Origin of the sequence: Bdellovibrio sp. HCB274, from assembly GCF_047306075.1 — a bacterium.
Lineage (GTDB): Bacteria > Bdellovibrionota > Bdellovibrionia > Bdellovibrionales > Bdellovibrionaceae > Bdellovibrio.
Genome location: NZ_CP178623.1, coordinates 421897 through 447561, shown reverse-complemented (window position 1 = coordinate 447561; position 25665 = coordinate 421897). Strand labels below are relative to the sequence as shown.

28 protein-coding genes are annotated in these 25665 nt (G+C 46.7%); 12 read left to right on the top strand and 16 right to left on the bottom strand.

Features of this window, described 5'->3' with window-relative positions:
- Positions 1-75: 75 nt before the first annotated feature.
- The 5 genes from ACLWNV_RS02255 to flgF all read right to left on the bottom strand — a co-directional run bounded on the left by ACLWNV_RS02255 (position 76) and on the right by flgF (position 4466).
- Positions 76-1086: a flagellar basal body P-ring protein FlgI gene (locus tag ACLWNV_RS02255; protein WP_413586282.1), complete on the bottom strand. Its 1011-nt coding sequence runs from the start codon at positions 1084-1086 to the stop codon at positions 76-78.
- Positions 1079-1858 carry a flagellar basal body L-ring protein FlgH gene (locus ACLWNV_RS02250; protein ID WP_413586281.1) on the bottom strand — a complete coding sequence of 260 codons (780 nt, stop codon included), beginning with the start codon at positions 1856-1858 and terminating at the stop codon, positions 1079-1081. Before ACLWNV_RS02250 ends, ACLWNV_RS02255 begins: the two co-directional genes overlap by 8 nt.
- Positions 1855-2784, bottom strand: coding sequence for a flagellar basal body P-ring formation chaperone FlgA (flgA, locus tag ACLWNV_RS02245; protein WP_413586280.1), 930 nt, complete (start codon positions 2782-2784; stop codon positions 1855-1857). Before flgA ends, ACLWNV_RS02250 begins: the two co-directional genes overlap by 4 nt.
- Before the next feature lie 6 nt (positions 2785-2790).
- Positions 2791-3573: a flagellar basal-body rod protein FlgG gene (flgG, locus tag ACLWNV_RS02240; protein ID WP_413586278.1), complete on the bottom strand. Its 783-nt coding sequence runs from the start codon at positions 3571-3573 to the stop codon at positions 2791-2793.
- A 68-nt stretch (positions 3574-3641) separates the two neighbouring features.
- Positions 3642-4466, bottom strand: a complete 825-nt coding sequence (gene flgF / locus ACLWNV_RS02235; protein WP_413586276.1) for a flagellar basal-body rod protein FlgF — start codon at positions 4464-4466, stop codon at positions 3642-3644.
- A gap of 221 nt (positions 4467-4687) precedes the next feature.
- Here flgF and ACLWNV_RS02230 point away from each other — a divergent pair, with 221 nt between their 5' ends.
- Positions 4688-5668 carry a lytic transglycosylase domain-containing protein gene (locus ACLWNV_RS02230; protein WP_413586275.1) on the top strand — a complete coding sequence of 327 codons (981 nt, stop codon included), beginning with the start codon at positions 4688-4690 and terminating at the stop codon, positions 5666-5668.
- Between the two features lie 53 nt (positions 5669-5721).
- Positions 5722-6909, top strand: a complete 1188-nt coding sequence (locus tag ACLWNV_RS02225) for an aspartate kinase (RefSeq protein ID WP_413586273.1) — start codon at positions 5722-5724, stop codon at positions 6907-6909.
- Here the strand turns inward: ACLWNV_RS02225 and ACLWNV_RS02220 are convergent.
- A complete protein-coding gene (locus ACLWNV_RS02220) occupies positions 6906-8276 on the bottom strand; it encodes a hypothetical protein (RefSeq protein WP_413586272.1) in 1371 nt (456 codons plus the stop codon). The two genes, ACLWNV_RS02225 and ACLWNV_RS02220, sit on opposite strands and share 4 nt — an antisense overlap.
- A 150-nt stretch (positions 8277-8426) precedes the next feature.
- On the opposite strand from ACLWNV_RS02220, the gene ACLWNV_RS02215 reads away from it, so the two are divergent.
- From ACLWNV_RS02215 to ACLWNV_RS02200, 4 genes are all read left to right on the top strand, one after another.
- Positions 8427-8912, top strand: coding sequence for a glutathione peroxidase (locus ACLWNV_RS02215; RefSeq protein ID WP_413586271.1), 486 nt, complete (start codon positions 8427-8429; stop codon positions 8910-8912).
- Positions 8913-9089: 177 nt separating this feature from the next.
- Positions 9090-9383 (top strand): hypothetical protein, encoded by a 294-nt coding sequence (locus ACLWNV_RS02210; protein WP_340598607.1) that lies wholly within the window; start codon positions 9090-9092, stop codon positions 9381-9383.
- A 160-nt stretch (positions 9384-9543) separates the two neighbouring features.
- Positions 9544-9954, top strand: coding sequence for a hypothetical protein (locus tag ACLWNV_RS02205; protein ID WP_413586270.1), 411 nt, complete (start codon positions 9544-9546; stop codon positions 9952-9954).
- Between the two features lie 76 nt (positions 9955-10030).
- Positions 10031-10915 (top strand): hypothetical protein, encoded by an 885-nt coding sequence (locus tag ACLWNV_RS02200; protein WP_413586269.1) that lies wholly within the window; start codon positions 10031-10033, stop codon positions 10913-10915.
- A gap of 7 nt (positions 10916-10922) precedes the next feature.
- Here ACLWNV_RS02200 and ACLWNV_RS02195 read toward each other — a convergent pair whose 3' ends face one another.
- The gene (locus ACLWNV_RS02195; RefSeq protein WP_413586267.1) at positions 10923-11330 is read right to left on the bottom strand and encodes a DUF2388 domain-containing protein; all 408 of its coding nucleotides are present in this window, start codon (positions 11328-11330) and stop codon (positions 10923-10925) included.
- Between the two features lie 346 nt (positions 11331-11676).
- Between ACLWNV_RS02195 and ACLWNV_RS02190 the strand changes: the two genes are divergently transcribed.
- The gene (locus tag ACLWNV_RS02190) at positions 11677-12330 is read left to right on the top strand and encodes a hypothetical protein (RefSeq protein ID WP_413586266.1); all 654 of its coding nucleotides are present in this window, start codon (positions 11677-11679) and stop codon (positions 12328-12330) included.
- Between the two features lie 53 nt (positions 12331-12383).
- Here ACLWNV_RS02190 and ACLWNV_RS02185 read toward each other — a convergent pair whose 3' ends face one another.
- The gene (locus tag ACLWNV_RS02185; RefSeq protein WP_413586265.1) at positions 12384-12623 is read right to left on the bottom strand and encodes a hypothetical protein; all 240 of its coding nucleotides are present in this window, start codon (positions 12621-12623) and stop codon (positions 12384-12386) included.
- A 171-nt stretch (positions 12624-12794) separates the two neighbouring features.
- Here ACLWNV_RS02185 and ACLWNV_RS02180 point away from each other — a divergent pair, with 171 nt between their 5' ends.
- A complete protein-coding gene (locus ACLWNV_RS02180; protein WP_413586264.1) occupies positions 12795-13337 on the top strand; it encodes a hypothetical protein in 543 nt (180 codons plus the stop codon).
- Positions 13338-13376: 39 nt separating this feature from the next.
- On the opposite strand, the gene ACLWNV_RS02175 is transcribed toward ACLWNV_RS02180, so the two are convergent.
- The 7 genes from ACLWNV_RS02175 to ACLWNV_RS02145 all read right to left on the bottom strand — a co-directional run bounded on the left by ACLWNV_RS02175 (position 13377) and on the right by ACLWNV_RS02145 (position 19891).
- Positions 13377-14117, bottom strand: coding sequence for a hypothetical protein (locus tag ACLWNV_RS02175; protein WP_413586263.1), 741 nt, complete (start codon positions 14115-14117; stop codon positions 13377-13379).
- Between the two features lie 478 nt (positions 14118-14595).
- Positions 14596-15036: a hypothetical protein gene (locus ACLWNV_RS02170; protein ID WP_413586262.1), complete on the bottom strand. Its 441-nt coding sequence runs from the start codon at positions 15034-15036 to the stop codon at positions 14596-14598.
- Between the two features lie 136 nt (positions 15037-15172).
- Entirely contained in the window at positions 15173-16315 is a 1143-nt protein-coding gene (recA, locus tag ACLWNV_RS02165) for a recombinase RecA (RefSeq protein ID WP_413586261.1), read from the bottom strand.
- A gap of 78 nt (positions 16316-16393) precedes the next feature.
- Positions 16394-16879, bottom strand: a complete 486-nt coding sequence (locus tag ACLWNV_RS02160) for a CinA family protein (protein ID WP_413586260.1) — start codon at positions 16877-16879, stop codon at positions 16394-16396.
- Positions 16880-17359, bottom strand: a complete 480-nt coding sequence (locus ACLWNV_RS02155) for a phosphatidylglycerophosphatase A (RefSeq protein WP_413586259.1) — start codon at positions 17357-17359, stop codon at positions 16880-16882. It abuts the gene before it with no gap.
- Positions 17360-17737: 378 nt separating this feature from the next.
- A complete protein-coding gene (locus ACLWNV_RS02150; RefSeq protein WP_413586258.1) occupies positions 17738-18019 on the bottom strand; it encodes a KH domain-containing protein in 282 nt (93 codons plus the stop codon).
- Between the two features lie 168 nt (positions 18020-18187).
- Positions 18188-19891, bottom strand: a complete 1704-nt coding sequence (locus ACLWNV_RS02145) for an AMP-binding protein (protein ID WP_413587616.1) — start codon at positions 19889-19891, stop codon at positions 18188-18190.
- Between the two features lie 115 nt (positions 19892-20006).
- On the opposite strand from ACLWNV_RS02145, the gene ACLWNV_RS02140 reads away from it, so the two are divergent.
- From ACLWNV_RS02140 to alaS, 3 genes are read left to right on the top strand one after another with little or no spacing between them, the layout of a single operon-like run.
- Complete coding sequence (locus tag ACLWNV_RS02140) at positions 20007-21158, top strand: metallophosphoesterase (RefSeq protein WP_413586257.1); 1152 nt, start codon at positions 20007-20009, stop codon at positions 21156-21158.
- A gap of 37 nt (positions 21159-21195) precedes the next feature.
- Positions 21196-21633, top strand: a complete 438-nt coding sequence (locus ACLWNV_RS02135) for a regulatory protein RecX (protein ID WP_413586256.1) — start codon at positions 21196-21198, stop codon at positions 21631-21633.
- Positions 21620-24343: an alanine--tRNA ligase gene (alaS, locus tag ACLWNV_RS02130; protein WP_413586255.1), complete on the top strand. Its 2724-nt coding sequence runs from the start codon at positions 21620-21622 to the stop codon at positions 24341-24343. Before ACLWNV_RS02135 ends, alaS begins: the two co-directional genes overlap by 14 nt.
- 114 nt (positions 24344-24457) lie before the next feature.
- On the opposite strand, the gene ACLWNV_RS02125 is transcribed toward alaS, so the two are convergent.
- The gene (locus tag ACLWNV_RS02125) at positions 24458-24988 is read right to left on the bottom strand and encodes a hypothetical protein (protein ID WP_413586254.1); all 531 of its coding nucleotides are present in this window, start codon (positions 24986-24988) and stop codon (positions 24458-24460) included.
- A 186-nt stretch (positions 24989-25174) separates the two neighbouring features.
- Here ACLWNV_RS02125 and ACLWNV_RS02120 point away from each other — a divergent pair, with 186 nt between their 5' ends.
- Positions 25175-25564 (top strand): hypothetical protein, encoded by a 390-nt coding sequence (locus tag ACLWNV_RS02120; RefSeq protein ID WP_413586253.1) that lies wholly within the window; start codon positions 25175-25177, stop codon positions 25562-25564.
- Positions 25565-25665: the final 101 nt, after the last annotated feature.

Below are 25665 nucleotides of genomic sequence, written 5' to 3'. Positions count from 1 at the left end.
GTCTTAAACACTTCCATGTGTTCAAGACATATAAATTCAGTTTATTAAAAGGTGCGTCATTATGAAACAAAAATTTCATAGTACGTCGAGTTCTCCATGCAAAGCACCTGCTGCTTTGATGGACTGAAGTATAGTAATCAGGTCTTTAGGCGTGACGCCCATCTTGTTCAAAGCCTGCACTAACTCCCCAACGCTGACACCTGTTTCAAGAACTGCCACCTTTTCATCGACAGTTCCTTTTTTGCCATCACTCACTTTCACTGCCAGTGAACCATGAGAGATCGCAACTTTTGAAATTTTGACCTTGTCACCAATAACGATCGTGCCGGTTTTTTCATTCACCACGACACGGGCTTTCATATCCGGATTGATGTCGATGGACTCAATCGTTGCCAACAACTCAACACCGCGATTTTCATACGCAAAGGGCGTGATAATATCAATCGTACCGCCATCTTTTGCAGAGGCATAGTGACCACCCAGCTCTTTGTTGATGGTCAGCACTGTGCGCGCAGCAGTTGTGAAATCAGGATTGATCAATGTCAGGCGATACATTTTGCGAGTCGCAAAGTCCGCTGTCATATCACGTTCGATGATTGCACCATTCGGAACTCTTCCTGAAGTCAGATGCGCATCCTTGGGATCTCCACCGATGATGATAGAGCCCTGTGCAACCGCATAGACTTCGTCATTCGCAGCACGCAAAGGAGATTGCAACAAGGTACCACCCGCCAAAGACGAAGCGTCACCAATTGCACTGACTGTGATATCAATCGGATTACCCGATTTACCAAATGCCGGCATAGTTGCTGTGATAATCACGGCCGCCACGTTCTTGCTGGTGAAATCCTGATTTTCCAGTTTCACACCCAGCTTATCAAACATGCGCACCATGGACTTGCTCATGAATTCATTTTTACCGTCGCCTGTGCCTTTAAGACCGACCACGATACCGTAACCGATCAACTGATTTTCGCGCACACCGCGAATGGAAGCGATATCTTTCAAACGAGCCGCCTGTGCCACTTCGGCTGAAACAAGCAGCAACAGCATTCCTAATGAAAGAGTTCTAAATAGCTTATTCATTTGTGGTGTTCCTTCTGATGCTTACAACATCATACTGAGGATCAAGTAGTTTTGCAGAAGTGATACCCTCGTCATTAAAGTCCTCGGGACGCAACAAACCAGTCAGGATCACTTTGTATTCACGTTTTCCGATCATGAAAGGCTGTTGGCCTTTCACGCGGTAGTTTCCATCAGCCAGCTTTTCCACAATCTTGGATGGAATATTTTGTACATCTGCCAGTGCATCATCTTTTTTATCCGCAGCCGGAGCCGGCGTCGCCGGAGCTGCCGCCGCTGGTGTTCTGCCACCATCCGCATTTGCGGCAAGGCCGTTAGCCAACGGAGCTTGCGTGCCTTTTTCCTGATCTTCCAGTTGTTTCAAGAGATCTTTGATGACGCTGACTTTGGTTTCGACCTGCTTTTGGGCAGAGCCATCCAGCTTCACGTTCACCATGTCGCCTTCACGGCGCATTTTATTTTGAGCAAACAAATAAGAACCCTGACCTTCCATCACCCACACAGATCCTGCGTTGGATTGAAGTTCAGATTCATCTTCCATACGATTTTTAGTCATGCGTTTGTACTGACGATCCGTCGGCACACGCAAATTTGAAGAATCAGAATAACGAGGAGCTTTGCTGATTTGTTCCAGCGGCTGCACTTCCTCTTTGTCGCCTTTTAATGAAGCGACAAAACTATCCACCGTCGCACAACCTGTCGCCAGGATCATTGCCGTGAAAATCGCCATTACAGCGGTAAATTTAATAAATGGGGTTTTATCAGTATTCATCATTGCAACTTCACCACGCCTTTTTCAATGATAACCGCAGACATAACTTTCTGAGTGTCCAGATTTTTAACTTTAATAGCATCACCGACGAAACCCGTGTCCTCTGCTTGGACATTGGCAGAGATTTCAAAACTGTCGTCGCCAATGATGGCTTTTACAATCTGTCCCCTCTTAGCTGCCGGTTCACGTTGAAGATCAGAAGCCCATACTGGAGTTCCGACGGGAAGTGCGCGAGCGGCCAACTGGCCATTGGCATCTTCAATTCTCAGACCGGAGTCCTTAGCAAAGGTGACATCCACCATTTGCATTTGAAGATCCTGGGCCGTAACCCTCTCACCTTGTGAGATCAATCTTCTGGTCACCGGGGTTAATTTAGAAACGCGAATTGTGCCCGAAATCCATTTAATTTGACGTGAGTCCCCGTCGCGGATCGGCAAAAGGAATCCACCCTTAGCGCCCAGCTGCGCCAAGTCCAATTCCCAAGTCCGGCTCACAGGAGTCGGAGTGGACTGGATCACGATATTGTATTCACACTCATTACAGCGTGCCGCCAGATGATTGGTAATCTTACGCTGGACTTCCTCGCGGGAAACCGGCGTTTTTGCAAACTCCACCTTCACCTGACTCGGAATACGAAATGAGGGCTTGGCAGAACGAAGCTCATCATCACTGTCCATTTCGGCTTTTAAAATTTTCAAAACTTCTTTAGCTTCCAGTTTTTGCGAAATCAAAAGCTCACGGGCATCTTCACGAATCACGATAGCGTCAAGTTTATTGACCAGAGATTCAGTGGCACCTTTAACAACCACCACATCTCCCAGACGCAACAATGGACGCTGGGAAACCTCAACGGTTGCCGGGATAGAAATCTCAGGCCTTGCAAAGGCTTGAGATCCGATAATCAGAAAAAGAACTGCAATCAACTTCATCAGCGGTTATCTCAAGTTATTAATGGATTGAAGCATTTGATCGGAAGCCTGAATCACTTTGGAATTGGTTTCGTAAGCACGTTGAGCGGTGATCATATTCACCATCTCGTCCACGATATTTACGTTTGAAGATTCCAGCTGACCTTGTGCCAGATAACCTGTGCCGTTCAAACCTGGACGTGAAGTCACAGGCTGACCACTGGCTGGAGTCTGCATGAAAAGATTTTTACCCATGGCTTTTAAGCCTGCTGGGTTTACGAAGTTTGTTAAATCAATATTGCCCACAACCTGAGGAGCTTCATTGCCCATGACCGCACGAACTTCACCTGTTGGCGTGATTTCCACACCGGAAGTGTTTACGGGAATTGTGATTTCAGGTTGCAAAGCATTGCCGTTCTTGTCGATCAAACGGCCGGTAGGATCTTTTTTAAACGAACCATCGCGCGTATAGGCCACGTCACCATCCGGAGTCATCACACGGAAAAAGCCCGCACCCTCGACCTGAAGATCAAAGGGATTCTTAGTGACTTGTGCTGAACCGCCTTCAAAATCTTTTTGAATCGCAGCCGTACGAACGCCCAACCCGGTTTGCACACCGTTTGGAGAAACCGCATTCATACCCGTCGCGGCACCCGGCTCTTTTTGAGTCTGATACATGAGATCTTCGAATTCAGCACGGGACTTTTTAAAACCCGCTGTCGAGGAGTTGGCAATATTATTGGCAATAACATCCATGTTCGTCTGTTGTGCCGCCATCCCCGTTGCTGCTGTATTCAAACTCTTAATCATCTATCCCCCTCAAAAAACATCTAATTTCTAATTCTTAAACTCTAAAATTCCGAAAGAGTCGCTGAAAGTTACGGACTAACTTTCCCGACAACATTGACCATCTTTTCAGCCATCTGGTCATAAACCGAGATCGCCTTTTGCGTGCTTTCAAAAACACGATTGGTCTGAATCATATCTGTCATTTCCTGAACCACGTTGACGTTGGAAGTTTCAACGAATCCCTGGCGCACGCTTGGATTTGCGATGTTGGTCACTTCCGCATTCATATTGGGTTTAAAGCCGTACAAGGAGCTTCCCATTTTTTGCAAAGAATCCGGATTGGTGACATTCACCAAAGAAAGTTTTCCCAGATTGTTGGCACCTTGAAATACATCACCGTTATCTGCGATGTTGACAGCACCGCCATTGGGTTCAAAACGGAATACACGTGAAGCAGGATCGGCTCCACCGGCAGCGTCAGCTCTTAAAACCGGATGACCGTCTTTAGTGACCAGTTGACCGTTGCCATCCAAAGAAAAGTTTCCGGCGCGAGTCAGTTTCACACCGCCTGGAGTGGCCACTTCAAAGAAACCTTTGCCATCAATCGCCACATCAAATGTGTTACCTGTGGGTTTTAATCCGCCTTGAGAAAAATCAGTGAAGGTCCCTTTTGTGTCGACATAGCTTTTGTCGCCACCTTGCATATTATAGAAGCTTTCAATGGACGCGACATCGCGGGGAACCTGGATAACTTCGGGAGGTTTTTCGTTGGCAGTCAGATACTCTTGGAAAAGCTGCTGGTCCCGCTTAAATGCAGGCGTGTTAACGTTCGCCAGATTATTGGCGATCGTATCCAGTTTTGTACTTTGAGCCATCGCTCCACTTAGTGCAGTATAGACGCCTTTTACACTCATTAGATCTCCCCCACTCTGTTGAGCAGCAAGGTATATGCCAGCTTTTGACAGGACCGATCTTAGTCTGGGAAAACTTCTCCCTACTGGACTTCTGTCGTGGCGAAAATTTATGGACTCAAGTTTTCTGCGATTTGACCGAGTCAGGGACCTTCGTCGATGGTGTCACACCACTGGCAATTCTTTGTCGACAGTGTCAAAGAATCGACTTCATAATAGATTCTATGAAAAGAACGTTGCTCGCCGCTTTCATCACAGTTCACGCGTCTGTTTCTGCATTCGCAAATCCCAATCCCAAAGCGGCAGCTCCCGTGGCACCAGCAAATCCTATTGCTGCACAACCGAACGCTCTGACTCTGAAAGAAAAACTAAAAACCCTTACCGCTCGCTCCACTCACGTTCAGTCTGACAATCTGATTTTTGATTTACCGGTGACTTACAATAAACAAGTCAGCAAATGGGTTTCTTATTACCAGGTTAAAGGCAACAAGTGGTTCCGAGAATGGTTACAGCGCTCTTACAAGTTCATGCCCTTTATTCAGGCCGAACTAAAAAAAGCCAATATGCCAACGGATCTTGCCTATATGGTGATGATCGAAAGTGGCTTTTCCCCGAATGCTGTCAGCACGGCCGCAGCGGTTGGTCCATGGCAGTTTATCGAGCCCACGGGCGTGCGCTATGGTCTGAACAAAAACTGGTGGCTTGATGAGCGTCGCGATTTGCACAAAAGCACGACGGCCGCGATCAAGTACATGAAAGACCTCTATGAGGAATTCGGTTCCTGGTATCTGGTGGCAGCAAGCTACAACATGGGCGAAAATGGACTTCGCCGTCAGATTAAAAAGTACGGCACCAAGGATTACTGGACGCTCATTAAACTTTCCGCACTTCCTGTCGAAACTCAGGAGTACGTCCCGAAAATTCTTGCAGCGATGTTAATTTCAAAAGCACCGAATCTATATGGCTTCCGTGATTTGGAAAAAATGGATCCTCTTGAGTACGAAACTGTCTTTGTTCCTGGCGGCACGGAACTCAATTCACTTGCAGATCACTTGGGCGTCACAAGAAAATCACTAAAAGATTTGAATGCTGAGCTGTATCTAGGATACATTCCTCGTCAGGTTGCTAAGCATGCTATTCGCGTTCCGAAGGGAGCGTCGAATATGACATCCAGCTTCGCAAACCGCTCTCAATTCGTTTATTAGTACACCCTACTCCGGCGAAGCCGGAGTGCAAAAAAACTGTTGAGGTTGCAGCTATGAAGCCCCTTATCGTGCAAAAATACGGCGGAGCCACACTTGCTGATCCGGAAAAGATCAAAGCCGTCTCTGCGCGCGTGGCAAAACAAGCCAAAGATAATTCTCTGATCGTCGTGGTCAGCGCCATGGGAAAAACCACAAACTCGTTAATTGATTTAGCCAGTCAGGTTTCGGTACATCCCCAGCGCCGCGAAATGGATATGCTTCTGACTGTCGGAGAACGCATCAGTATGTCCTTGGTATCCATGGCCTTAAATGATCAGGGCTGCAAGGCTATTAGTTTCACTGGCAGCCAAGCCGGCATCTTCACAGATGACTCCCACGTGAATGCCTTCATCAAAGATGTGAAAGCGTTTCGAGTCGAGGAAGCTCTTAAATCAGAAAAAGTTGTGATCCTGGCCGGTTTCCAGGGCGTCTCGCCCACAACAAAAGAGATCACTACTTTAGGTCGCGGCGGATCTGATACGTCAGCGGTCGCGATGGCGGCGGCTTTCAATGCCGAACGCTGCGAGATTTTAAAAGACGTTCCTGCGGTTTTCTCTGCTGATCCAAATATCGTCAAGACTGCAAAGCCCTTGCAGGAACTGAATTACGATCAGTTGATGGAAATGACTTTCTGGGGCGCCAAGGTTCTGCACTATCGTTCGGTGGAACTGGCAAAAATCCGCGAAGTCACTTTGTACATCGGTCCCGCTTCAAATAAAACTTCTGACGGTACACTAGTTAAAAAAGGATTGAATATGTTCGAGTCCTGCAAAGCCCTATCCCTGAATTCTCACGAAACTGTTTTGGAAATCAAATCCCAGGAAAAGAATACAGCAAAGGCATTAAAACAATTGCAGTCGTTGTTTGAAGAAAAGCAAATCGCCTTCCCACAACTATTGCATTGTGAAATCAACAAAGATCACGCAGAAATCCTGTTAACGGGTCCGCAGGAAATCATGGGAGCGGTTAAGCGCGAACTGCAAAGCCAAAAAGATTTCACTTTGCATCCACAGGACTATTCCACTGTGACGCTGACTTGCACAGGCGCAACGTCCCCGGAAATTCCTCAGCAAGTTTTGGAAAAAATGGACAAGGCACAACTTCAGGCGCACAAACTCATTATGAGTGCGATGAGTGTGACTGTTGTGATTGATGCCTCCACCAGAAAACAAACTGTGGAAGCCCTGCATACTTTGATTTAAGGAAGTAAAGAAGGCTGCATGACCTGATATCTGTTTTGGATTTTCTTCCAGATATCAGTGTGTGGCCCGGTAATTCCATCCGGACCTGTAGCTCCAGCAAGACCTCGTGATTGAGGACCCAGTTTTCCACCTGGCAAAAATTGACGTAAATCAGGTCCACCCTTGGCTGCCAGCGCATTAGCAGCAGAATTCAACAATCCACCACCGCGTCCATCACCACCAGAGCCACCACCACCGAAAGCACCGCCGCCACCGGAACCATAATATCCTGCATTCACTGCAGAACCATTCGGATCACCAGGCTCACCTTCACCGGATCCACCTGCAGCACTGGAACCCGCACCGCCCGAGGAGCCACCAAAAGATACGCCTCCGCCCTGCTTACCATCAACGCCAGACTCACCACCACCCGATGGCAACTCCGCCTGCTGGATTTCTGGAGTTCCAAAAAGATCCCCACCGAAATCTTCAGCAGTCGCCGAGTTCAAGCGACCTGTTGGGTCCGCTCCGCCCACTAAACCTGGAGAGTCCCCACCGGAAATACTCGCAGTGCCCAAACAAGCTGGATCGTTTGGATTCTTTGAACAGATACAAACTTTATTAGAGGCCATTGAAGGATTATTACAATCCATCAGAACGTTCGCACAACCCGCCATTGTCGGATTCGCTTTACAAATTTCAACTGATGGAAGTGTCGAGCCATCCGCTGAAGTCAAAGAAGCACATTGAGATGCATTCGCAGCAGTTTGTGCGATGTTATTCATCGCAGCCTGAGCTTCGTTAACTTTCGCTGTATAGTTGGAACATTGATTTCTGGAACTTTGTGCCTGCCCCAACATGCTACTGAATGATGCCTGATCCAGCTGACAGGAAGCATTGGAACGCAAATAAGAGATCGCCGAGTCACAAGTCGAAACGCAATCCTTAATCGCGCTGGAACAAGTCAGGCGATACGCTGCCAAAGCACCATTCGCCGCCGCAGACAAAGCGGCAGCACTCGAGCACGAAGCCTGAATGCTGGCTGCTGACTGAGCCCCGTAAGCCAAGGCAATTTGTCCCGCCATGCTAGTCACATCGGACATACCCTGGTTGTTTTTTTCCTCACAGTTTGAATCGGTGGAGGAAATTTGATTCTGACATTGAGTCATCAGTCTTTGAAACTGCACACTACAAACACTGGCACCGGTAGGTGCTGTAGGACCCGTACCATTCGCCTGACACGAATAAGTGTTTGAACCCGATGCTCGACAGGAGTATCCACTTCTGCAATCCCCATTACAATCTGATCTTGAATAGGCCGCTTCCGCCACAACAGTTTGTGCAACCATAAACAGCATCATAAAAAAAGCGCGAAAAAAGATACTCATTCCCATAGATAACCTATCGGCATCACATAGGTTTAACTTGATCAATTTAGCTCTAAGGACAAACCTGTAATTCTCAATTTGAAACAGTTCAAAAACTGTTCTCTAATAGGTTGGAATAAGAAACTTAAAAACCTCACTCAGGAGAATCTAATGGAACAGACTCTGCAGGAATTCACAGTTAAGGACTCAGCAGGACACGATATCCCTTTGGCGAATTACAAAGGCAAAGTGGTCCTGGTCGTCAACGTTGCCAGTAAATGCGGCTTCACTCCCCAATATAAAGGGCTGGAAGAACTTTATGTAAAATTCAAAGACCAGGGCTTTGTCATTCTGGGTTTTCCCTGCAATCAGTTTGGTTCCCAGGAACCGGGAAGCAATGAAGAGATTCAGCAGTTCTGTTCATTAAATTATGGCGTCGATTTTCCAGTGATGGGTAAGGTAGATGTGAATGGCAGCGAGGCCGCACCGTTATGGAAATGGATGAAGGAATCAGCACCCGGAATCCTTGGTACCGAACTAATCAAGTGGAACTTCACGAAGTTTCTGATTGGTAAAGATGGCAAAGTTATAAAAAGATTTGCACCGAAGGATGAACCCAAGGATTTGGCGGAGGACATTCAAAAAGCCCTGTCCTAAGAGTGAAATCAGGGGCTTAAGCCCTTGTTTCACAGGGTTTTCACAAGGTTTGTGAAAGCCTGTTCACAGGCTCGGTGAAGGGATAGTGACTTCACCGTATTGACTAAAAAGCGATAATAAACGAAATCATGTCCATCGAAATTAACTTTTAAAAACATCCCTTCGAAAGGATCTAAAATGAAATCTCTAGTTATCGCTCTTTCTGTATTCGCAGCAGCTCCAGCATTCGCTTCTAACTCTTCTTGCATCTCTTCTCTTCTTCAACAAGGTTACTTCTTGGATCAAGCAAAAGTTCTTTGTACAAAAAGCACTACTGCTACTTGTAACGTAAGCGCTATCATGGCTGAAACTGGTTATGACTACTCTCGCGCAGCTTCTCTTTGCCCACGTTCTTACAAATCTAACGCGGCAATCAACGAGTGCGTAGCTCAAGGTTACAACTACTCTACTTGCGCACAATTGAATCACTAGTCTTTATTTAAAGATTATTGAATCCCGAAAAACCCGCTCGCCCCTCGAGCGGGTTTTTTATTTTCTGGAATCTGAAGGTTATTTCGTCCAAAAATTCGACAGTATGCCGATCTTTCAGAATTCCCTCTAGACCGTGGTCCAGAGTGCCGATAAGTCCAATATGAAAACAGGACAAATCATCCAAGCTAAAAATGTTTTCGAACTTTATGGCAAAGTCAGATCCGAGATTCACTTCGAGGATTTTACTCCGCAAACCTTTACGATCTATCATTTCACAAAGGTTTCTGAGCACGAGTACGTCGTGGACGACAGACTTCAGGACGTCAATCACGACCGCACCCAGGATTTCATCGCCAAGTATCCCGATTACGACACTTTTTGTGGTGTGGATTCCACTGGTAAAGAAAACTTGTTTTCATTTGGCAGTAAAGAACTTTATGCCACCGTGGTTTACACGGCCACCCGCTCGTGGACGGAAGTTTACGAAGATCATGAAGGCAATCCCAAGTACAATGAGTACTTAAGAACACAGGCCATCATTGATCACTACGAAAAGAAAATTGCCTCCTAGCCTTTCCCAAGAAGAATTTGATCGCGCTATATAAATAATGATTTACTAAGGGAATCTTACGGAAAGGATTCCTCAAGTGAAACTTCTTAGCTTTGCCTTTGCAACTTTGTTATCTGCCACAGCTTCCGCTGTAACTATCACTCAACAAAATCTTATCCCCGACACCGACAAAAGCGAATTCATCGGTCAAGCCGGCTTGCAGGTTTTTTCCGCAACCAGAGAAGATGATGCCGATTTTGCTGGTGTGGGTTTTGGACTGGGTCTTTCTTACTACTATGGTTTCATCGAGAATAATGCGATCGGCGTTTCGACGAATTACTTCGCACAAGGTTCGAAAGTGAAAAAATCCGGCAGTGCCGATCTTGAGGTTAAGGAAAAAGGACTGGAGAACGTTACGTTCCTTTATAAAGGAAATTATAGCGTTGGCACTCCCACTCTATTTTTTCATGGCGGCTTTTCGTTGCCGGTCGGACCTTTGAAGCTTGAGTCCAGCGGAAACACGGTAGACATCTCAACATCCGAAGGACAAAAAGCTCTGATTGGAACATTGGGGATCGTAGTGCCAGTGGCGTCCCTAGAGTTAGGTGCATTGACGACTTACCAAAAGAAAGTGGATGGAAAAGTTGAGACGACTTCCAGCGGAATCACTTCGGATTATGATTCCAAGGGTGGCGACGAGTTTGGCGCAAGCATATTTGCAGAATTAACAGGCGATCTTAACTTAAACTTTTCACTTAATTATTTTAATCATCAGAACATTACTTATTCCGAAGGCAACACTAGCGGCACATTTGCTGGCACCGAAACTCTGTCAGTGGCGGCAGGAATGCGTTCTGCGGTAAATGAATCCACAGAAATCATTGGAACTGCTGAATTAAGCAGTATGTTGAATCAGTCAAAAAGAGACCTAAAAGGGTATGCCCAGGTCGATGTGACCGTGGGCATCCGTTTGACTTTCTAAAAAGAAATTACCAGTTGATGATTTCTTCAGCGAGTTCCATATCGGAGCTCGCTACTTCAGGAGCCAGGTTGCGCAGAAGTTCCAAAGAGCGAACCAATTTCACACCCTTCATCTCGCCTTCAGTGGCGATGTAAAGTGCTGCATCATCCTTAGAGTCCGCGATAATTTGTTTATATGCGCAAGACTGAGAGCTGTCGCAAGCTGTGGAAGACGTCAACAATACGCCAGACACAGACAAGAAGATCGCTGCAATCAAACCCGCATCATCACTGCCACCACCATGACGTGGAGGAGGGCCATGATGACCGCCACCGTGGTGTCCACCACCGTGATGACCGCCGCGCCCATGGCCGCGACCCGCGAATGAAGTGGAAACAAAAGCCAGAACCATAAATAACGTAACAAACTTTTTCATATTAAATCCCCCCGGATTCAGTGGTGTTAAATAACTCGCAGAGATCCCATATACAAATTGTTTGCCAACTTCTCAAATATCCATTCTGCAAGGTAATGCATCTGACGCGAATTTCAGAAAATAACAGGGACATTTTGACTCCGGCCATCCTTGGGAAACATCGCGACAAATATGAACGACACCACCTCGAGTGACTCAGACTGAATGAATCATTTTGACTGCCTAACTTATTTTAGACACTGTCCATTCCTTCGCCAACTATGTGCCTTCATTGACACCTGATTAGTTTATAGACGGCATTTGCCTTGCATATTCGTTTATAGATTTCCATGTTGAGGTTCTTCAAATGAGACATAGCATCGTTTTGATACTTCTGGCACTTTCACCACTCTGCGCTTCCGCTCAGGGAACGTCTTCTTCATCCGATGATCTTAAAGTGACCCTTAAGGCTGAGCCTGGCTATAAAAAGCAAAAACGCGTTGTGAAAACGTGGAGCATCTATCCTGCCCGCCGTGTGGTTTACAACGCCCCTGCCACTCAAGGTTCGAAAACAAATAAACAACCATTGTTAGTTAAGACTTATGTGGACCCTACACAAAAGCGTATGCCGGCATCTGTAACGAAACCGGTGATTGCTAAGAATCAAAAACTGATTGCGACCAACAAGCCATCCCGCAAACCTGCCAAGTCAATTGCGGTGGCGAAAGCTTCTCTGAATCAGCCTGTGCCAGCAAGAAAGATCGCTACTCAGAAAGCAGTGGAAGTTCCTGCAGCACCCGAAGCTCCGGTGGTACCACCTGCCGCTTCTTACTCGAACGAGAAGCAACCACTGGTGCTTGAAATGATGACTATTAAAGTTTCCAAAAAGTCTTTGAAATCAAAAAAAGTTTCCAGCGTAAGCCCCTATCAGGCCGGTATGTCTCGGGTGGTGCGTGCATCATCTCCCAAGAAATCCAGTGGCCTGGTGGGAAGACAGCAAAAGATTGCTCTGAACAAATAGTTTAAATGTTTTCTGAAAGTAAAAAGCCCGCTCCATCGAGAGCGGGCTTTTTTTTATTTGATACCCAGTGAGGATTTGCAGCCGGCGGTTAACCCGTCCTTATTTCTTTTCAGACATTCCTTGATCGCATTGACCTCTGTGACCTTGTCGCAGAACTTGATCTTATCCTCTTTACAGGCCGCCATGATGTCTGCTGCTTTCCCCTTGGCCTGATCCATCATTTTGGAGGTATCGGGCATCTGAGCCCACGCAGCACCCGCCACCAGCATGACCGCAATCATTACAGTTTTCACTTGGTTCTCCTTTAGTTGTTACTGTTTATGCCTTTATTTTGTTCTTGGCCTCCAGCAGGGGCAACTCAGGCCCCCATGTATTTCCGCAAGCTCCTTTTCTGAACTGGCGGTCGGATTCCCTTTGCTCTCCAACAGTGCCTGTGATTTAGTCAGTTCCATCAGGGGGTTTTAATGACGTTCGTAAAAGTATTGGTTGCAGGCTTGATGCTCTTTGCAGCCGCAGGATGCAAATCCGTAGAAATCAAAGATGGTCGCGTACCAAATGCCTATCTTTCCAAAGCTAAAAAGTACGAAGGAATCTATTCGGGCCGATTCAATGGTGTTCCGGGCGAGTTGATTTTGAATTTCGAAGGCAACAAACCGGTTATGTCATTCCGTAACGAAATGGGTACCGACATTTTAAACAACAACTGTCAGTCCAAATTCGGCAATCTAAAAACGGTGCACATCACAGGAAAAAAATCCAACCCTAAGGTAGATGCGATCGAATTCGATTTTAATTCCGGACGTTGCTCGTTGATGGTTCAAGGCCGCCGCATGTACATTGATTTCAAAGAAAAAAACGGCGTAACGATGCTTAAGGTTTCAATCCTTCGCGAAATGCGCCAACGCCGTGACTGCCGCTGGTATCCAGGTGGCGATCATAGCCCGCCTTATCAACAGTGCACCTGGGTTCAGGATCCGATCTACCTATATGGATCTTTTGCTCGCTAGTTAAATAAAAAAAAGCTCCGAACATTCGGAGCTTTTTTTTTAAAACAAATCTTTGTAAGCAGACTTCTTTACCAGGTTTTCGATCAACTTCGCCAGCTTATCTTTCGATATCGCCGCTTTCGGATTGGCAATCAGCCGCAAGTCATAGTTGTGATCCACTTTCTCGCTGATCAAAACATCATCGTAACGTTCCGGGTGATCCCGCAAGTATTGACGGATATAAGATCGCGGCACCACCCCGATATCCACCCGGTCATTTAATACCATGCGCACGGTTGCCAGATTATGTGTAACCAGAATGATATCGAATTTGGATCTTAAGACCGTTTCGTCAGTGTTAAAATTTGCGAACTTATAGTGATAGCCAACGATCCCGGCGATGCTTTTCCCGGTCAGCTTTTCAAAGTAGTTTTGATCCTTCGCCTTTTTGCGATGAGCAATATAGACTTCGGCATCATCCACCTTCAACGGCAGGGAATAATGCTGAATTCCCTTCCAGCTCCACTTCGGATCCTCGAAGAAATACATATCAACTTTTCGCTCAGTAAAGCTTTGATAACGACGGCGACTGGGAACCTCGATGACCTGAAATACAAAATCATTTTGCATTTCATTAAGCTGCTTTAAAACGTCATTAACAATCCCGCGTCCCTTTTCCAGATCATAGTAGGGAGCAAAGCCATAGGCCCCGACATTCACCGTCTTGCGCGATTCCACCGGCGCCGCGGGCGCCGGTATCGAAGATAAAATGAGAAGAATCCCAAACAAGCAGCTTTTCATCGTTCTAAATTAAGCAGATTCCAAACCGGGCGCAATGAAATAACAGGAAGAGCTCAATTATAGCTTTTCTCAACAGCACCAAGCATTCCGAGCACCGGAATGAAGGTTTAACTTAGACCAACTTGCGATCGGCATAATTCTTTCACTGACCAGGTTTATGGAATTTCAAGAAATCGAAAACACCAAATGTTGCCATCGTCTCTATCAGGTTTTACAAAACAGCACTTTTCTGGATCTTATCGGAGAACCTTGGTTTCGTGCGACTGAGGATGGCTTCTATTTCTGCTCAAAAACAGATCTTCAACAGGTAACTTCCGTCCAATTATTTCAGTTAAACGAAGATCAATCTCTTAGTTACAACAAACTTATGGATGAAGCCTCTTTTAGGCCGCTGAGATACTTAATTGATTCTCTTCAGAAAAACCCTGATCTGAAAAAATACCCGCGAAACCAAAAATACTTTCAATGGGGTCAAATTCTAGGAGACTTTTTTAGATTGCACTACAAGCGCTTCAGCTAAAGCGTCGAAGGCTTTTGTATAAGCTTCAGGAGAAAAATGCATTTCCGGCCCCTCAGCAGGCGAAAGGACATCACAGTACTCTACAAGCTGCCAGCGTCCATCGAGTTTTTCTTCACGCGCATGCAAGTAACGGGATTCAACTCCCATACAAAAAACCTCATCATTTTTTACATAGAAATAGAATCGTGGATCCATCGGGCGGGTCCACAAAACACGGCCTATCGTGCGCAACTCTGCGAACCTCAACATCATTCGAAAACGAAGGCCTTCTGGTCTATCCAGAAACTCAACACAATAGTGCCCATCCGGCACGCCAAGCTTCTTACCTTTAAGGTCCTGCAGGAAGTACCACAGATCCAATTCGTCTTTGAATGTTTTGCCTTCGACATACTTCCGCATAAGGAACTTATCGGAAAATCGCCTTAGACCGAGAGCCCGGACCTTAGTCCAGCAAAAACAGGCAATAAAAAACCCGCTCTTTGGGAGCGGGTTTGAAACTTTAAATTAGTTTTTCGGATTAACCGTCGTTAACCGACTAGTGTTTGCCCTTTTTAACTTTTTCTTTCTTTGGAGCAGCGTCCTCAGTTGGCATTTCAACTGGCTCTGTACCTTCATGGTCTTCACCGTTGTTGCCTTCAGCATCGATCAAAAGCTTGCCGATACCGTTTGCAGCCAGGATTTTAGCGCGAAGTGAAGTCATGTACTCAGGGTGTGCTTTCAAGAAGTTTTTAGCAGCATCGCGGCCTTGACCCATGCGCTCGCCATTGATGGAGAACCATGCGCCAGATTTTTCAACCATGTTTGCAGTCACTGCCAGATCTAGCAAATCGCCTTCTTCAGAAATACCTTCACCGTACATCAAGTCGAATTCAACTTTAGTGAACGGAGGAGCCATTTTGTTTTTCACAACTTTAACTGCAGTACGGTTACCAGTTACGTCTTCACCGTCTTTGATTGCGCCAACACGGCGTACATCCAAACGAACAGAAGAGTAGAATTTCAACGCGTTACCACCAGTAGTCGTTTCCGGGTTACCGAACATCACGCCGATTTTCATACGAAGTTGATTGATGAAGATAACTAGTGTGTTTGAACGGTTCACAGCTGCTGTCAATTTACGAAGAGCCTGAGACATCAAACGAGCTTGAAGACCTACGTGAGAATCACCCATGTCGCCTTCGATCTCGGCACGAGGAACCAAAGCTGCTACGGAGTCGACAACCAATACGTCGATCGCGCCAGAGCGAACCAAAGTTTCCACGATTTCAAGAGCCTGCTCACCAGTGTCTGGTTGAGAGATCAACATGTCTTCAGTGTTTACACCCAATTTACGAGCGTAGTTGATATCCAAAGCGTGCTCAGCATCCACGAATGCAACAACGCCGCCTTTTTTCTGAGCTTGAGCGATAACGGACAAGCAAAGAGTTGTTTTACCAGAAGATTCAGGTCCGTAGATTTCCACGATACGACCTTTAGGAAGACCACCGATACCAAGAGCCAAATCCAGGCTCAATGCGCCAGTGCTGATCGCTTCAACGTCTTTAACCAAAGAGTCGTTCGCGCCCAAACGCATGATTGAACCTTTACCGAATTGCTTTTCAATTGAAGAAACAGCCAATTCAAGTGCTTTCGCTTTTTCGTTATTTGCCTTTGCATCTGCCACAGTTGTGTTAGCCATCTGCGTACCCTCTCTATTTATGTGGTTCTCTCACCACAATTCTTATTGTTAATTTTTAGCAGCTTGGGGCCACTAGCTTTATTTCCTATCGAGAATTTCAACCAGCCAACTAACGGACAAGTCCACTGCCGCTTGCTGGATGGCTTTGCGATCCCCCGAAAAGAATTCTTTTCGAGATACTTCAAAGTTCGGTCCAGCAATGGCAAAGCATACAGTGCCTACCGGCTTCGTGGGTGTTCCACCACTCGGACCAGCAATACCTGTAACTGCCACAGACCAATCTGTTTTCAGCTGTCGACGCACTCCGTGCGCCATTTGACGAGCGACTGACTCGCTCACCGCACCCTCTTGCATGAGAGTGTCTCGACGGACCCCCAGAAGATCCACCTTCGCCTCGTTAGAGTAAGAAACCACAGAGCCTAAAAAGATGTCGGATATACCTGCTTGCTCTGTCAAAAAAGCCGAAAGTGCACCTCCAGTACAACTTTCCGCAAAACCCACTGTGAGTTTTTGGTCGCGAAGGGATCGAATGAAATCTTGTAGTTTCTCGTCTCGTGACGCCATTTAAGGAACCACGATCTGTGCACCCAACCAATTTGTTTGAGTGTAAAGAAACTGCATGATCAGGCTAACAACAATACCAGCGGCAACGTCATCAACCATCACACCAAGACCTCCTTGGATCTTCTTATCTAAATATCCTATGAATAAAGGCTTCGTAATGTCCAGCAATCTGAACAGCACAAAACCAATTAAAATGGCCTGCCACGTCAAAGGCATCCAAACCATCGCAATCAGGAACCCAACGACTTCGTCGATAACGATTTCGCTGTGATCATGACCACCCTTGGCATCTTCGTACGCCTGAGCCGCAAAAATCCCTGCCACCAACAAAACCACGGTCACAACCATGTAAATCAGCGGGCCCGTCCAATTAAGGAGCAAAACCAAGGGAATCGTAGCCACTGTAGCCACCGTTCCTGGCGCCTTAGGACTTAACCCAACACCAAAAAAAGTAGCCAGTTTCAGAAGGAAATTTCTCATAAGAAGTAGGTACGCGCTACCCTGGGGGCATGCAACGAAAACCCACCTTCGCTGCGCTTCGGCGGGCAAGTGCTGCGAGCCATTCGGACTTGTCCGCCGTAGCCTCGGCGAAGGAGGAATGACGTCGTGAGTTAAATTTATGGATGGTATTAAAATTAGCGATTCGACTTTGGCAACTGATCTGCCGGATACTGAATTTCCGCTTTTGATATTAATTTGAAGCGAGGCTCTCTCTCTTTACGAAGTGCCACGGAAGACTTGCACTTCGAGAGAGCTTCGCCAATCTTACGAAGCCCTCAAACCCCATCTTCAGTTTTCAGAATTTTTTAGAACAACGTCCTTAATGACTATCAACAACTGAAGATTTTAACGGGAAACTTACTCTGCGAAATCCATGCGGTTGTTGTTTTGTGCAACGTATGGGATTTCAACGATCGCGCGGATACCTTTGCGAGCCATCATTGCTGACAGAACCGCACGAATACCACCGATGTTTTTACCTTTTGAGCCAATCAACTGGCCTAAACTTTGAGGATGACAGTCGACCTTGTATACCGTCGTACGCTCGCCCACAGTGTAATTAACCACGACCTTGTCACTGTGATCCAGCATCTCGTTCAAAATCGAACAAAGAATTTTCTTCCCAGTCTCTCTAGCCACTACCTTCTCTTGTTCCAACATAACCTCTCTCCAGTTGTTTTTGAACATCACCGACCCGCGATCTCCATTCGACGGGTTGGTGATATCAATTTAAACTAAGAGCGAACGGCTCGCGCTGGAGATACGTCCAATATTTTTCAAATGCGAGTGTCTGTTAGTCCACACTACCTAAGGAAGATCCTGAGACCAACTTTCAGGCAGTACAGCTTTGAAGTCTTCCTCCCAAAACTCATATTGGGACTTCTCATTTGCAGCTACTCGTTTTTGTTCACGAACCCGCAACTCCACCCGACGGATTTTACCTGAGGCGGTCTTTGGTAAATCGCCAAATTCCAGGCGGCGAATGCGTTTAAATGGGGTCAAACGCGATCGTGAGTGATTCATTATTTGTAGAGCCAGCTCACGTGTGGGCTCCATACCTTTAGCTAAAAAGATTACAGCTTTCGGGACATTTTGTCTCAAGGCGTGAGGACTTGGAATCACCGCTACTTCGCGCACAGCAGGATGCTCCAGCAGCACGTTTTCAATTTCAAACGGACTGATGCGATAGTCAGAGCTTTTGAAAACATCATCACCGCGCCCGACAAAAACAAAATCACCGTGCTCGCCTTTGGAGGCCATGTCACCCGTGCGATAGTAAGAAGCCGTCGTGGTATTTGCGACATCGGAATTTCGATATCCTGTCATCAACGCCACATTGCGCTTACTGATATCGATGCAGATTTCGCCTTCATCAGCGGGATTGTTATCGCGATCCAAAAGCGCAATTCTATATCCTGGCAGCGGTTTTCCCATTGTTCCCGGATGCACTTCCTGTCCTGGGCAGTTTCCAATCTGTGCGGTGGTTTCTGTCTGTCCGTATCCGTCGCGCAACGTGACCTTCCATGCCTCCTGATAAGTTCGGATGATTTCTGCATCCAAAGGCTCCCCGGCACTGACGGCTTCGCGCAAATTCATTTTATATTTTCCCAAATCTTCGACTGCCAGCATCCTCCAAACTGTGGGCGGAGCGCAGATCGAAGTGACACGGTTTTTCTCCATAGCTTCCATCATCACTTTCGCATCAAAGCGGTCATGGCGATGAATGAATACCGTGGCCTCAGCATTCCAAGGAGCAAAGAAACTGCTCCAGGCATGCTTTGCCCAACCCGGGGAACTGACATTCATGTGAACGTCACCGGGACGAAGCCCAATCCAGTACATGGTGGATAAATGTCCCACAGGATAACTTTGATGGGAGTGCTCAACGATTTTTGGTTTCGCTGTTGTGCCCGAGGTAAAGTAAAGCAACAGTGGATCAGTCGCTTTGGTTTCACCTTCAGCGTGAAATTCAGCATTTTCCAGGGTAGCCTCAGAATAGTCATGCCAGCCTTCCAGTTTACCATCGACCACCAGTTTAATGGCACCAGGCGACTGAATATCCAATTTTCCAGCTTCGGAAGTAGTGGTAGCGATCAGTTTGACTTCGCCACGAATAAGTCTGTCTTGAAGTTCATCAAGGGAAACCATGGGACTGGTGGGGATCATCACGGCCCCCAGTTTCATGCAAGCTAACATCAATTCCCAGAGAGCAGTTTCGTTTCCCATATAAAGCAGGACATGGTCCCCGCGTTTTAAACCGAGGCCGCGCAGATAGTTTGCCACTTGAGATGACCGCGCGGAAATCTCTGCAAATGTGTACTTCTCTTCCTTGCCGTCTGCACCCGCGATCCACAATGCCAGGTTATTGTTTCCCTCGGCCATGGGATCGAAGTAATCCAGGGCCCAATTGAAGTTCACCAGTTCGGGCCATTTGAATTCCCGTGTGGCATAGTCGTAGTCTGCACGATGCAAAATTAGAAAATCCCGAGCCTGCTTGAAATCATTATTCATCGCCACTGAACACCTCCGCCACTTCTAGAAATTTTATCACTGACGCAGCTCTTCGAGGATTTGTGTTTTTGCAACTTTCTGTGCAAACACAATTCACCATGATATAAAAACCAATATGGCAGCATTTAAATCAATTATCGTTGGCTTGTTCTTTACTGTTTTTATTTACCTAACACACCAAATGGTACGGTATGCAGACCTTACCCCGGGCCAAGCTTTTTTCGTCATTGGATTTATCGCCACGCTGTTTGCCATAGTTATCTCCATGCCGTTGTTTTTCTGGTCACGAAGTGAAGCGCGCTCTGAGTCCAAACCCTGGCATGATCCCTATTTCAGCGCAGCCCATTTTTCGATGGCTTACATCAGCTTTCTGCTGTCGTTCATAATTTTGCGCGATATTGCGGGATTTATTCTGAACTTCACCCAGCCAGAATTCGTAGGTACTCAGCTTTATGGTGCCGAGGCCACGGGTTTGCTTTTGGTGGTTCCTCTGGCGATGCTGCTATTGGGAACCCTGATCGTCCGCTTGGGTGCAAAAGTCATCAAAGTGAAAATTGCTTTTGATCAGCTGCCACAGGGTTTACAGGACCTGCGAATCGTACATGTCACGGATTTGCATGTGGCACCGGGTTTGCCGGTAAAGTTCGTTCAAAAGCTTGTGGATAAGATCAATCAACTTGATGCGGATCTGGTGGTTTTTACCGGGGACATCCTGGATGATCACGCTGTTCGCCACCTGCCCGAGCTGGAAATTTTAAAATCCGTTCGTTCCAAGTACGGAACTTATTATGTCGCCGGCAATCACGAGTATTATTGGAATATTGACGAGTCCTTATCTGCGTTTCGTTCGATTGGATACCACGTTCTGGTTAATCAAACGGAGACTTTGCAAATCAATGGCGCGACCTTACAGGTCTCGGGCATTGCCGATCCGGCAGCGCGCCAGTTTGGCAAGGAGCCTGCTGATCTGGACAAGCTGGTTTCCCAACAAAAGACCGAGGCGTTTAAGCTTTTTCTGGCGCACCAGCCAGCCATTGCTGACAAGGCCTGCGAGAAAGGCTTTGATTTACAGCTTTCAGGTCATACCCATGGGGGACAGTTTTTCCCTTGGAATTTCCTGATCGTGTTCTTTCAGCGCTATCCAAAGGGTCTTTACCGCCTTAAAAAAATGCAGCTGTATGTCAATCAAGGAACAGGTTACTGGGGGCCAAGTCTGCGCCTTGGGACATTCTGCGAACTGACCGAAATTACTCTGAAAAAAGCATGACTGGACAGGCATGAGCAGATAGATTCTGTTACTGCCTATGTCTGACACTCCGAAACGCAAAATCATGGATCTAATTGCCCGCCGCAATCATTCTGAGCAAGAACTCAGAACGAAGTTGCACGGCAGATTTGCGGATGAAGACGGCGGCCTGGAAGCTATCGAGGAAGCCATTTCCCATGCCAAGAAAAACAACTGGCTGGAAGAGCCCTCCACCCTCGCCCATCGTCTGGCAGACACGCTTCACAGTCGCAATAAAGGTATAGAATATATTAATAACTACCTAAGCGAAAAAGGCCTTCCTGCAGTAGAATCTGACGAAGCACTGGAACTTGAGAAGGCTCTGGCAGTTGTAAAAAATAAGTTTGATGAAGATTTTAAATTTTCCCGCGAGGATAAAGCACGCGTAGGACGCCTGCTGACCTCTCGTGGATTTGATTCCGAGACCGTTAGAAAGGTTATCTATGAAAAGCTCTGAGATCAGAAATGCTTTTATTAAATACTTCGAGAAGAATGGCCACAAGGCTGTTGCCTCTTCTTCTTTGATTCCGGAGAACGATCCGACGCTGCTTTTCGCCAACGCCGGTATGAATCAGTTCAAGAATACTTTCCTGGGCCTGGAAAAACGTGATTACAACCGCGCTGTTTCCTCGCAAAAGTGCGTGCGTGCCGGCGGTAAACACAATGACCTGGAAAACGTGGGCTTCACTGCCCGCCATCACACTTTCTTTGAAATGCTGGGGAATTTTTCTTTCGGCGATTACTTCAAAAAAGACGCGATTCATTTTGCCTGGGAATTTCTGACAAAAACTTTGGCTATCCCTAAAGAAAAACTTTATGTGACAGTCCACTTGTCTGACGATGAAGCGGCAGACATCTGGCATCATCAGGAAGGCATTCCTCGCGATCGCATCTTCCGTTTCGACAAAGACAACTTCTGGAAAATGGGCGACACAGGTCCTTGCGGGCCTTGTACGGAGATCTTTTACGATCATGGCCCTGACGCTGGTAAAATTTCTGATCCCTTCAAGGGTATCGAAGCCGGCGAAGACCGCTTCGTGGAAATCTGGAATCTGGTATTCATGCAGTACTTTGAAAACCCTCCAGGCACTTTGACTCCGCTGCCAAAGCCTTCTGTGGATACTGGAGCGGGTCTTGAGCGCGTGACTGCAGCAATGCAGGGTAAGTTCAACAACTACGATACTGATTTGTTCATGCCGATGATCGAGCTTGCCTGCAAAATCGGCGGCGTTAAATACGTGACTGATAAAAAAGTATTGGCTAGCGATGCACAGGCTGCAGAAACCACTTCAGCTCTTCGCGTACTTGCTGACCACTGCCGTTCGACTTCTTTCCTGATTGCTGACGGTGCATTGCCATCGAACGAAGGCCGTGGTTACGTTCTTCGTCGTATCATGAGACGTGCGATCCGTTACGGACGTAAGCTTTCAGCTGATAAGTCCTTCTTGCCTGGAATGGCAGAGGCTTTGATCGACAGTATGGGCGCGGTTTACCCTGAACTGACAAACCGTCGTGATCATATCCTGAATACGATTCGTGACGAGGAAGACCGCTTCCTTGCAACACTTGATAAAGGTACCGAAATCCTGACAGCTGAGCTTACCAAAGCCAAAGCTGCTGGCGTAAAAGAGCTTTCCGGCGAAGTAGTGTTCCGTATGTATGACACTTACGGCTTCCCTGCTGACCTTACTCGCGTGATCGCAAACGAAAACGGCATCGAAGTAAACGAAGAAGCTTTCGAAAAAGAGATGGAAGCGAACCGTGCGAAATCCAAAGCTTCATGGAAAGGTAAATCCATGGGAGCTGACGAAGCTCACATGATCAAATTTGCCAAAGACTATCTTCAGTCCGGCAAATCTGTAAAATTCCTGGGTTACGAAGGCACAATCGGCGATGGTAAAGTGATGGCACTTTCCAATGGCCAGGCTGAAGTTCAAGAACTTAAAAGCGGTGACACTGGCATCATTATCCTTGATGCGACTGCATTCTATGGCGAAGGCGGCGGTCAGTCTGGTGATGTGGGTTACATCATGCAGGACACCAACCGCGCACGTGTTATGAACACGACCAAAATTGACGATATCATTCTTCACCACGTGGAAGTTGAACACGGTACTTTCAAAACCGGTGATGCAGTTGTCACTGGCGTTGATCCGATCGAGCGCAGAAATACGGCGAGCAACCACTCGGCGACTCACTTATTGCACGCGGCCCTTCGTAAAGTTTTGGGTGTGCATGTTACTCAAGCGGGTTCATTGGTTGATGCTGATAAAACCCGTTTCGACTTCACTCACAACAAGCCTGTTAGCAGCGAAGAAATCCGCAAGATTGAAGACATGGTTAACGAACAGATCGCTCGCAATTTGGAAGTTAAAACCGAATTGATGCCACACAAGCAAGCGATCGAAAAAGGCGCTATGGCTTTGTTCGGCGAAAAGTACGCTAACGACGTTCGCGTTCTGACTATGGGTGATTTCTCCTGCGAACTTTGCGGTGGTACACACGTTAAGAACACTTCCAATATCCGCATGTTCAAAATCGTTTCTGAATCTGGCGTCAGCTCCGGCGTTCGCCGCGTGGAAGCGATCACTGGTGATTCTGCAATCAAGTATGCTATGAGCTCTATCGCTCATCTGGATGAAGCTTTGGCTGCGGCTGGTTTGCAAAAATCTGCACACTATCTGAAGCATTTGGAAATCACCGGCGAAAAATCCACTTTGGCAAATCGCGTGGAGTCCATCAAAGAACAAGTGAAAGTGCTGGAAAAGGAAATCAAAAAACTTCAGGGTGGTCAGATCAATGTGGACGACCTTGTTGGTAAAGCGATGGCGTTTAAATCCAAATCTGGAGTTTCTGCGAAACTTGTAATGGCAGACGTTCCTATGGATGACCGTGAAGTTTTGGCGAAAGTAACTGATGATTTGAAAAACAAAATCCAATCCGGAATTGTTGTCGTGGTTGGCCAAGGTGATGGTTCTAACCCAATCATCGTGTCTGTTTCAAAAGATCTGACTGGCGACCACAAAGCCGGTGATGTTCTGAAAGAAGTGGCTGCGATCATGGGTGGTAAAGGCGGCGGTCGTCCTGACTTCGCTCAAGGCGCTGCTCCAGACCGCACGAAACTTAACGACGCGTTCACTAAAGTGCGCAGCACTTTAGGTGTATAGGGTACGGACTTACTTAGACTAAATTTAAAAAGGCCGGTGCATTTGCACTGGCCTTTTTTTTTATTTATGACAACAAGAGTGGATGGAGAAAGTGTGTCCGTACCTGCTTGATCACTATTCGCAAATCATGCCGTGGTAATTTTTTTGGATATAGGCTACTAAACCGCGGAAGGACTGCGAAGCTTGCTCGCCGCAGATATCTTTATAACCTCTGCCGCAGGAATCATAGCTTTCACCCAAATTCAGTTTCTGCTCCCCTAAAATCAAAGTCGCATAACCTGCATTGTAGGATTGCGCGCACATCACATCTTCTTCAGGGGCAGGTTTGCCGCAGATGTTGCTGGTTTTAAGATAGCTTTGCAGCTCGGCCACTTCTGAGGGCTGCAGACAGGATTCTTCTAAAACAGAAAGATTACGATCGATGAGCTGAATACGACCTGTCTTGGGATCTACGGACAGCACACCTTGAGCTACGGGAATTTCCAGGGAGCTGATGGCGATAGATTCATCAGCTTTACCATCTGCCGGTAGGACAGCATGAGTGGACGGCGCCGAAAGTTCGGTCGCAGAGAGATTCGACTGACTGCAGTTTTGAAATCCCAATATGAGACAACCGGCAAGAACTATCAATCCGCCTTTTTTCATTTACTATCCCCCGTTTATGACTCTTCGGTAAGGCTGCAAGGAACTTGACCTTAGTACGGTGAATTTCTGTGTGAACTTACACTCTCCGCGCTCAAGTCCTCTATATTGCGCAATGCATTTGCATTGCTAGACCATAGTCGGTGCAATAGCCTCGTTCTGGTTCACTTAACAACTAAGGAGACTTCAATGAAAAAAATGATCGTAGCAGCTCTGGTTCTTGTTGGTTCAACAGCTTTCGCTGATTCCACTGTTTTGAAATGCTCTGCACCTTCTAAAGGTAAAGCAGCAACTATCAACATTACTATCGGTGACGATGCTTCTGTTGATTTCCTAACTATGGAAGTTAAAGAAAAAACTGGCTCTTCCACTTTCTTCGCTCAATTGGATAAAGGCACTGTTGCTGCTCAATTGAAACAAGGTTACTTGCAAACTTTGGCTTTGACTGAAAAATCAGCTCAAACTGAAGACGGCGTAATCAGAAACACAGGTTTCTTCGGCGTTAGCGCTGACAACGGTTCCTTCTCTGGCTTCATGGCAGCGAACGGCAACATCTACCCAATCTCTTGCACTAAGTAATTAGCTGCATAAGGTACGGACACACTTCGTCCAAAAAAGGGAGCTTTTAAGGCTCCCTTTTTTTATTGGTAATTCACAGGTAAGTCCGTACCTAATAAAAA

What these genes read in the sequence shown, in the direction of transcription:
- ACLWNV_RS02250 (WP_413586281.1), bottom strand. Translation starts at nt 1,858, where the DNA reads ATGATGAATACTGATAAAACCCCATTTATTAAATTTACCGCTGTAATG.
- ACLWNV_RS02220 (WP_413586272.1), bottom strand. Translation starts at nt 8,276, where the DNA reads ATGAGTATCTTTTTTCGCGCTTTTTTTATGATGCTGTTTATGGTTGCA.
- ACLWNV_RS02155 (WP_413586259.1), bottom strand. Translation starts at nt 17,359, where the DNA reads ATGAGAAATTTCCTTCTGAAACTGGCTACTTTTTTTGGTGTTGGGTTA.
- ACLWNV_RS02135 (WP_413586256.1), top strand. Translation starts at nt 21,196, where the DNA reads ATGTCTGACACTCCGAAACGCAAAATCATGGATCTAATTGCCCGCCGC.
- ACLWNV_RS02175 (WP_413586263.1), bottom strand. Translation starts at nt 14,117, where the DNA reads ATGAAAAGCTGCTTGTTTGGGATTCTTCTCATTTTATCTTCGATACCG.
- recA (WP_413586261.1), bottom strand. Translation starts at nt 16,315, where the DNA reads ATGGCTAACACAACTGTGGCAGATGCAAAGGCAAATAACGAAAAAGCG.
- ACLWNV_RS02230 (WP_413586275.1), top strand. Translation starts at nt 4,688, where the DNA reads ATGAAAAGAACGTTGCTCGCCGCTTTCATCACAGTTCACGCGTCTGTT.
- ACLWNV_RS02190 (WP_413586266.1), top strand. Translation starts at nt 11,677, where the DNA reads ATGAGACATAGCATCGTTTTGATACTTCTGGCACTTTCACCACTCTGC.
- ACLWNV_RS02170 (WP_413586262.1), bottom strand. Translation starts at nt 15,036, where the DNA reads ATGCGGAAGTATGTCGAAGGCAAAACATTCAAAGACGAATTGGATCTG.
- flgG (WP_413586278.1), bottom strand. Translation starts at nt 3,573, where the DNA reads ATGATTAAGAGTTTGAATACAGCAGCAACGGGGATGGCGGCACAACAG.
- ACLWNV_RS02255 (WP_413586282.1), bottom strand. Translation starts at nt 1,086, where the DNA reads ATGAATAAGCTATTTAGAACTCTTTCATTAGGAATGCTGTTGCTGCTT.
- ACLWNV_RS02225 (WP_413586273.1), top strand. Translation starts at nt 5,722, where the DNA reads ATGAAGCCCCTTATCGTGCAAAAATACGGCGGAGCCACACTTGCTGAT.
- ACLWNV_RS02215 (WP_413586271.1), top strand. Translation starts at nt 8,427, where the DNA reads ATGGAACAGACTCTGCAGGAATTCACAGTTAAGGACTCAGCAGGACAC.
- ACLWNV_RS02145 (WP_413587616.1), bottom strand. Translation starts at nt 19,891, where the DNA reads ATGAATAATGATTTCAAGCAGGCTCGGGATTTTCTAATTTTGCATCGT.
- ACLWNV_RS02125 (WP_413586254.1), bottom strand. Translation starts at nt 24,988, where the DNA reads ATGAAAAAAGGCGGATTGATAGTTCTTGCCGGTTGTCTCATATTGGGA.
- ACLWNV_RS02120 (WP_413586253.1), top strand. Translation starts at nt 25,175, where the DNA reads ATGAAAAAAATGATCGTAGCAGCTCTGGTTCTTGTTGGTTCAACAGCT.
- ACLWNV_RS02180 (WP_413586264.1), top strand. Translation starts at nt 12,795, where the DNA reads ATGACGTTCGTAAAAGTATTGGTTGCAGGCTTGATGCTCTTTGCAGCC.
- flgA (WP_413586280.1), bottom strand. Translation starts at nt 2,784, where the DNA reads ATGAAGTTGATTGCAGTTCTTTTTCTGATTATCGGATCTCAAGCCTTT.
- ACLWNV_RS02205 (WP_413586270.1), top strand. Translation starts at nt 9,544, where the DNA reads ATGAAAACAGGACAAATCATCCAAGCTAAAAATGTTTTCGAACTTTAT.
- ACLWNV_RS02140 (WP_413586257.1), top strand. Translation starts at nt 20,007, where the DNA reads ATGGCAGCATTTAAATCAATTATCGTTGGCTTGTTCTTTACTGTTTTT.
- flgF (WP_413586276.1), bottom strand. Translation starts at nt 4,466, where the DNA reads ATGAGTGTAAAAGGCGTCTATACTGCACTAAGTGGAGCGATGGCTCAA.
- ACLWNV_RS02160 (WP_413586260.1), bottom strand. Translation starts at nt 16,879, where the DNA reads ATGGCGTCACGAGACGAGAAACTACAAGATTTCATTCGATCCCTTCGC.
- ACLWNV_RS02195 (WP_413586267.1), bottom strand. Translation starts at nt 11,330, where the DNA reads ATGAAAAAGTTTGTTACGTTATTTATGGTTCTGGCTTTTGTTTCCACT.
- ACLWNV_RS02210 (WP_340598607.1), top strand. Translation starts at nt 9,090, where the DNA reads ATGAAATCTCTAGTTATCGCTCTTTCTGTATTCGCAGCAGCTCCAGCA.
- alaS (WP_413586255.1), top strand. Translation starts at nt 21,620, where the DNA reads ATGAAAAGCTCTGAGATCAGAAATGCTTTTATTAAATACTTCGAGAAG.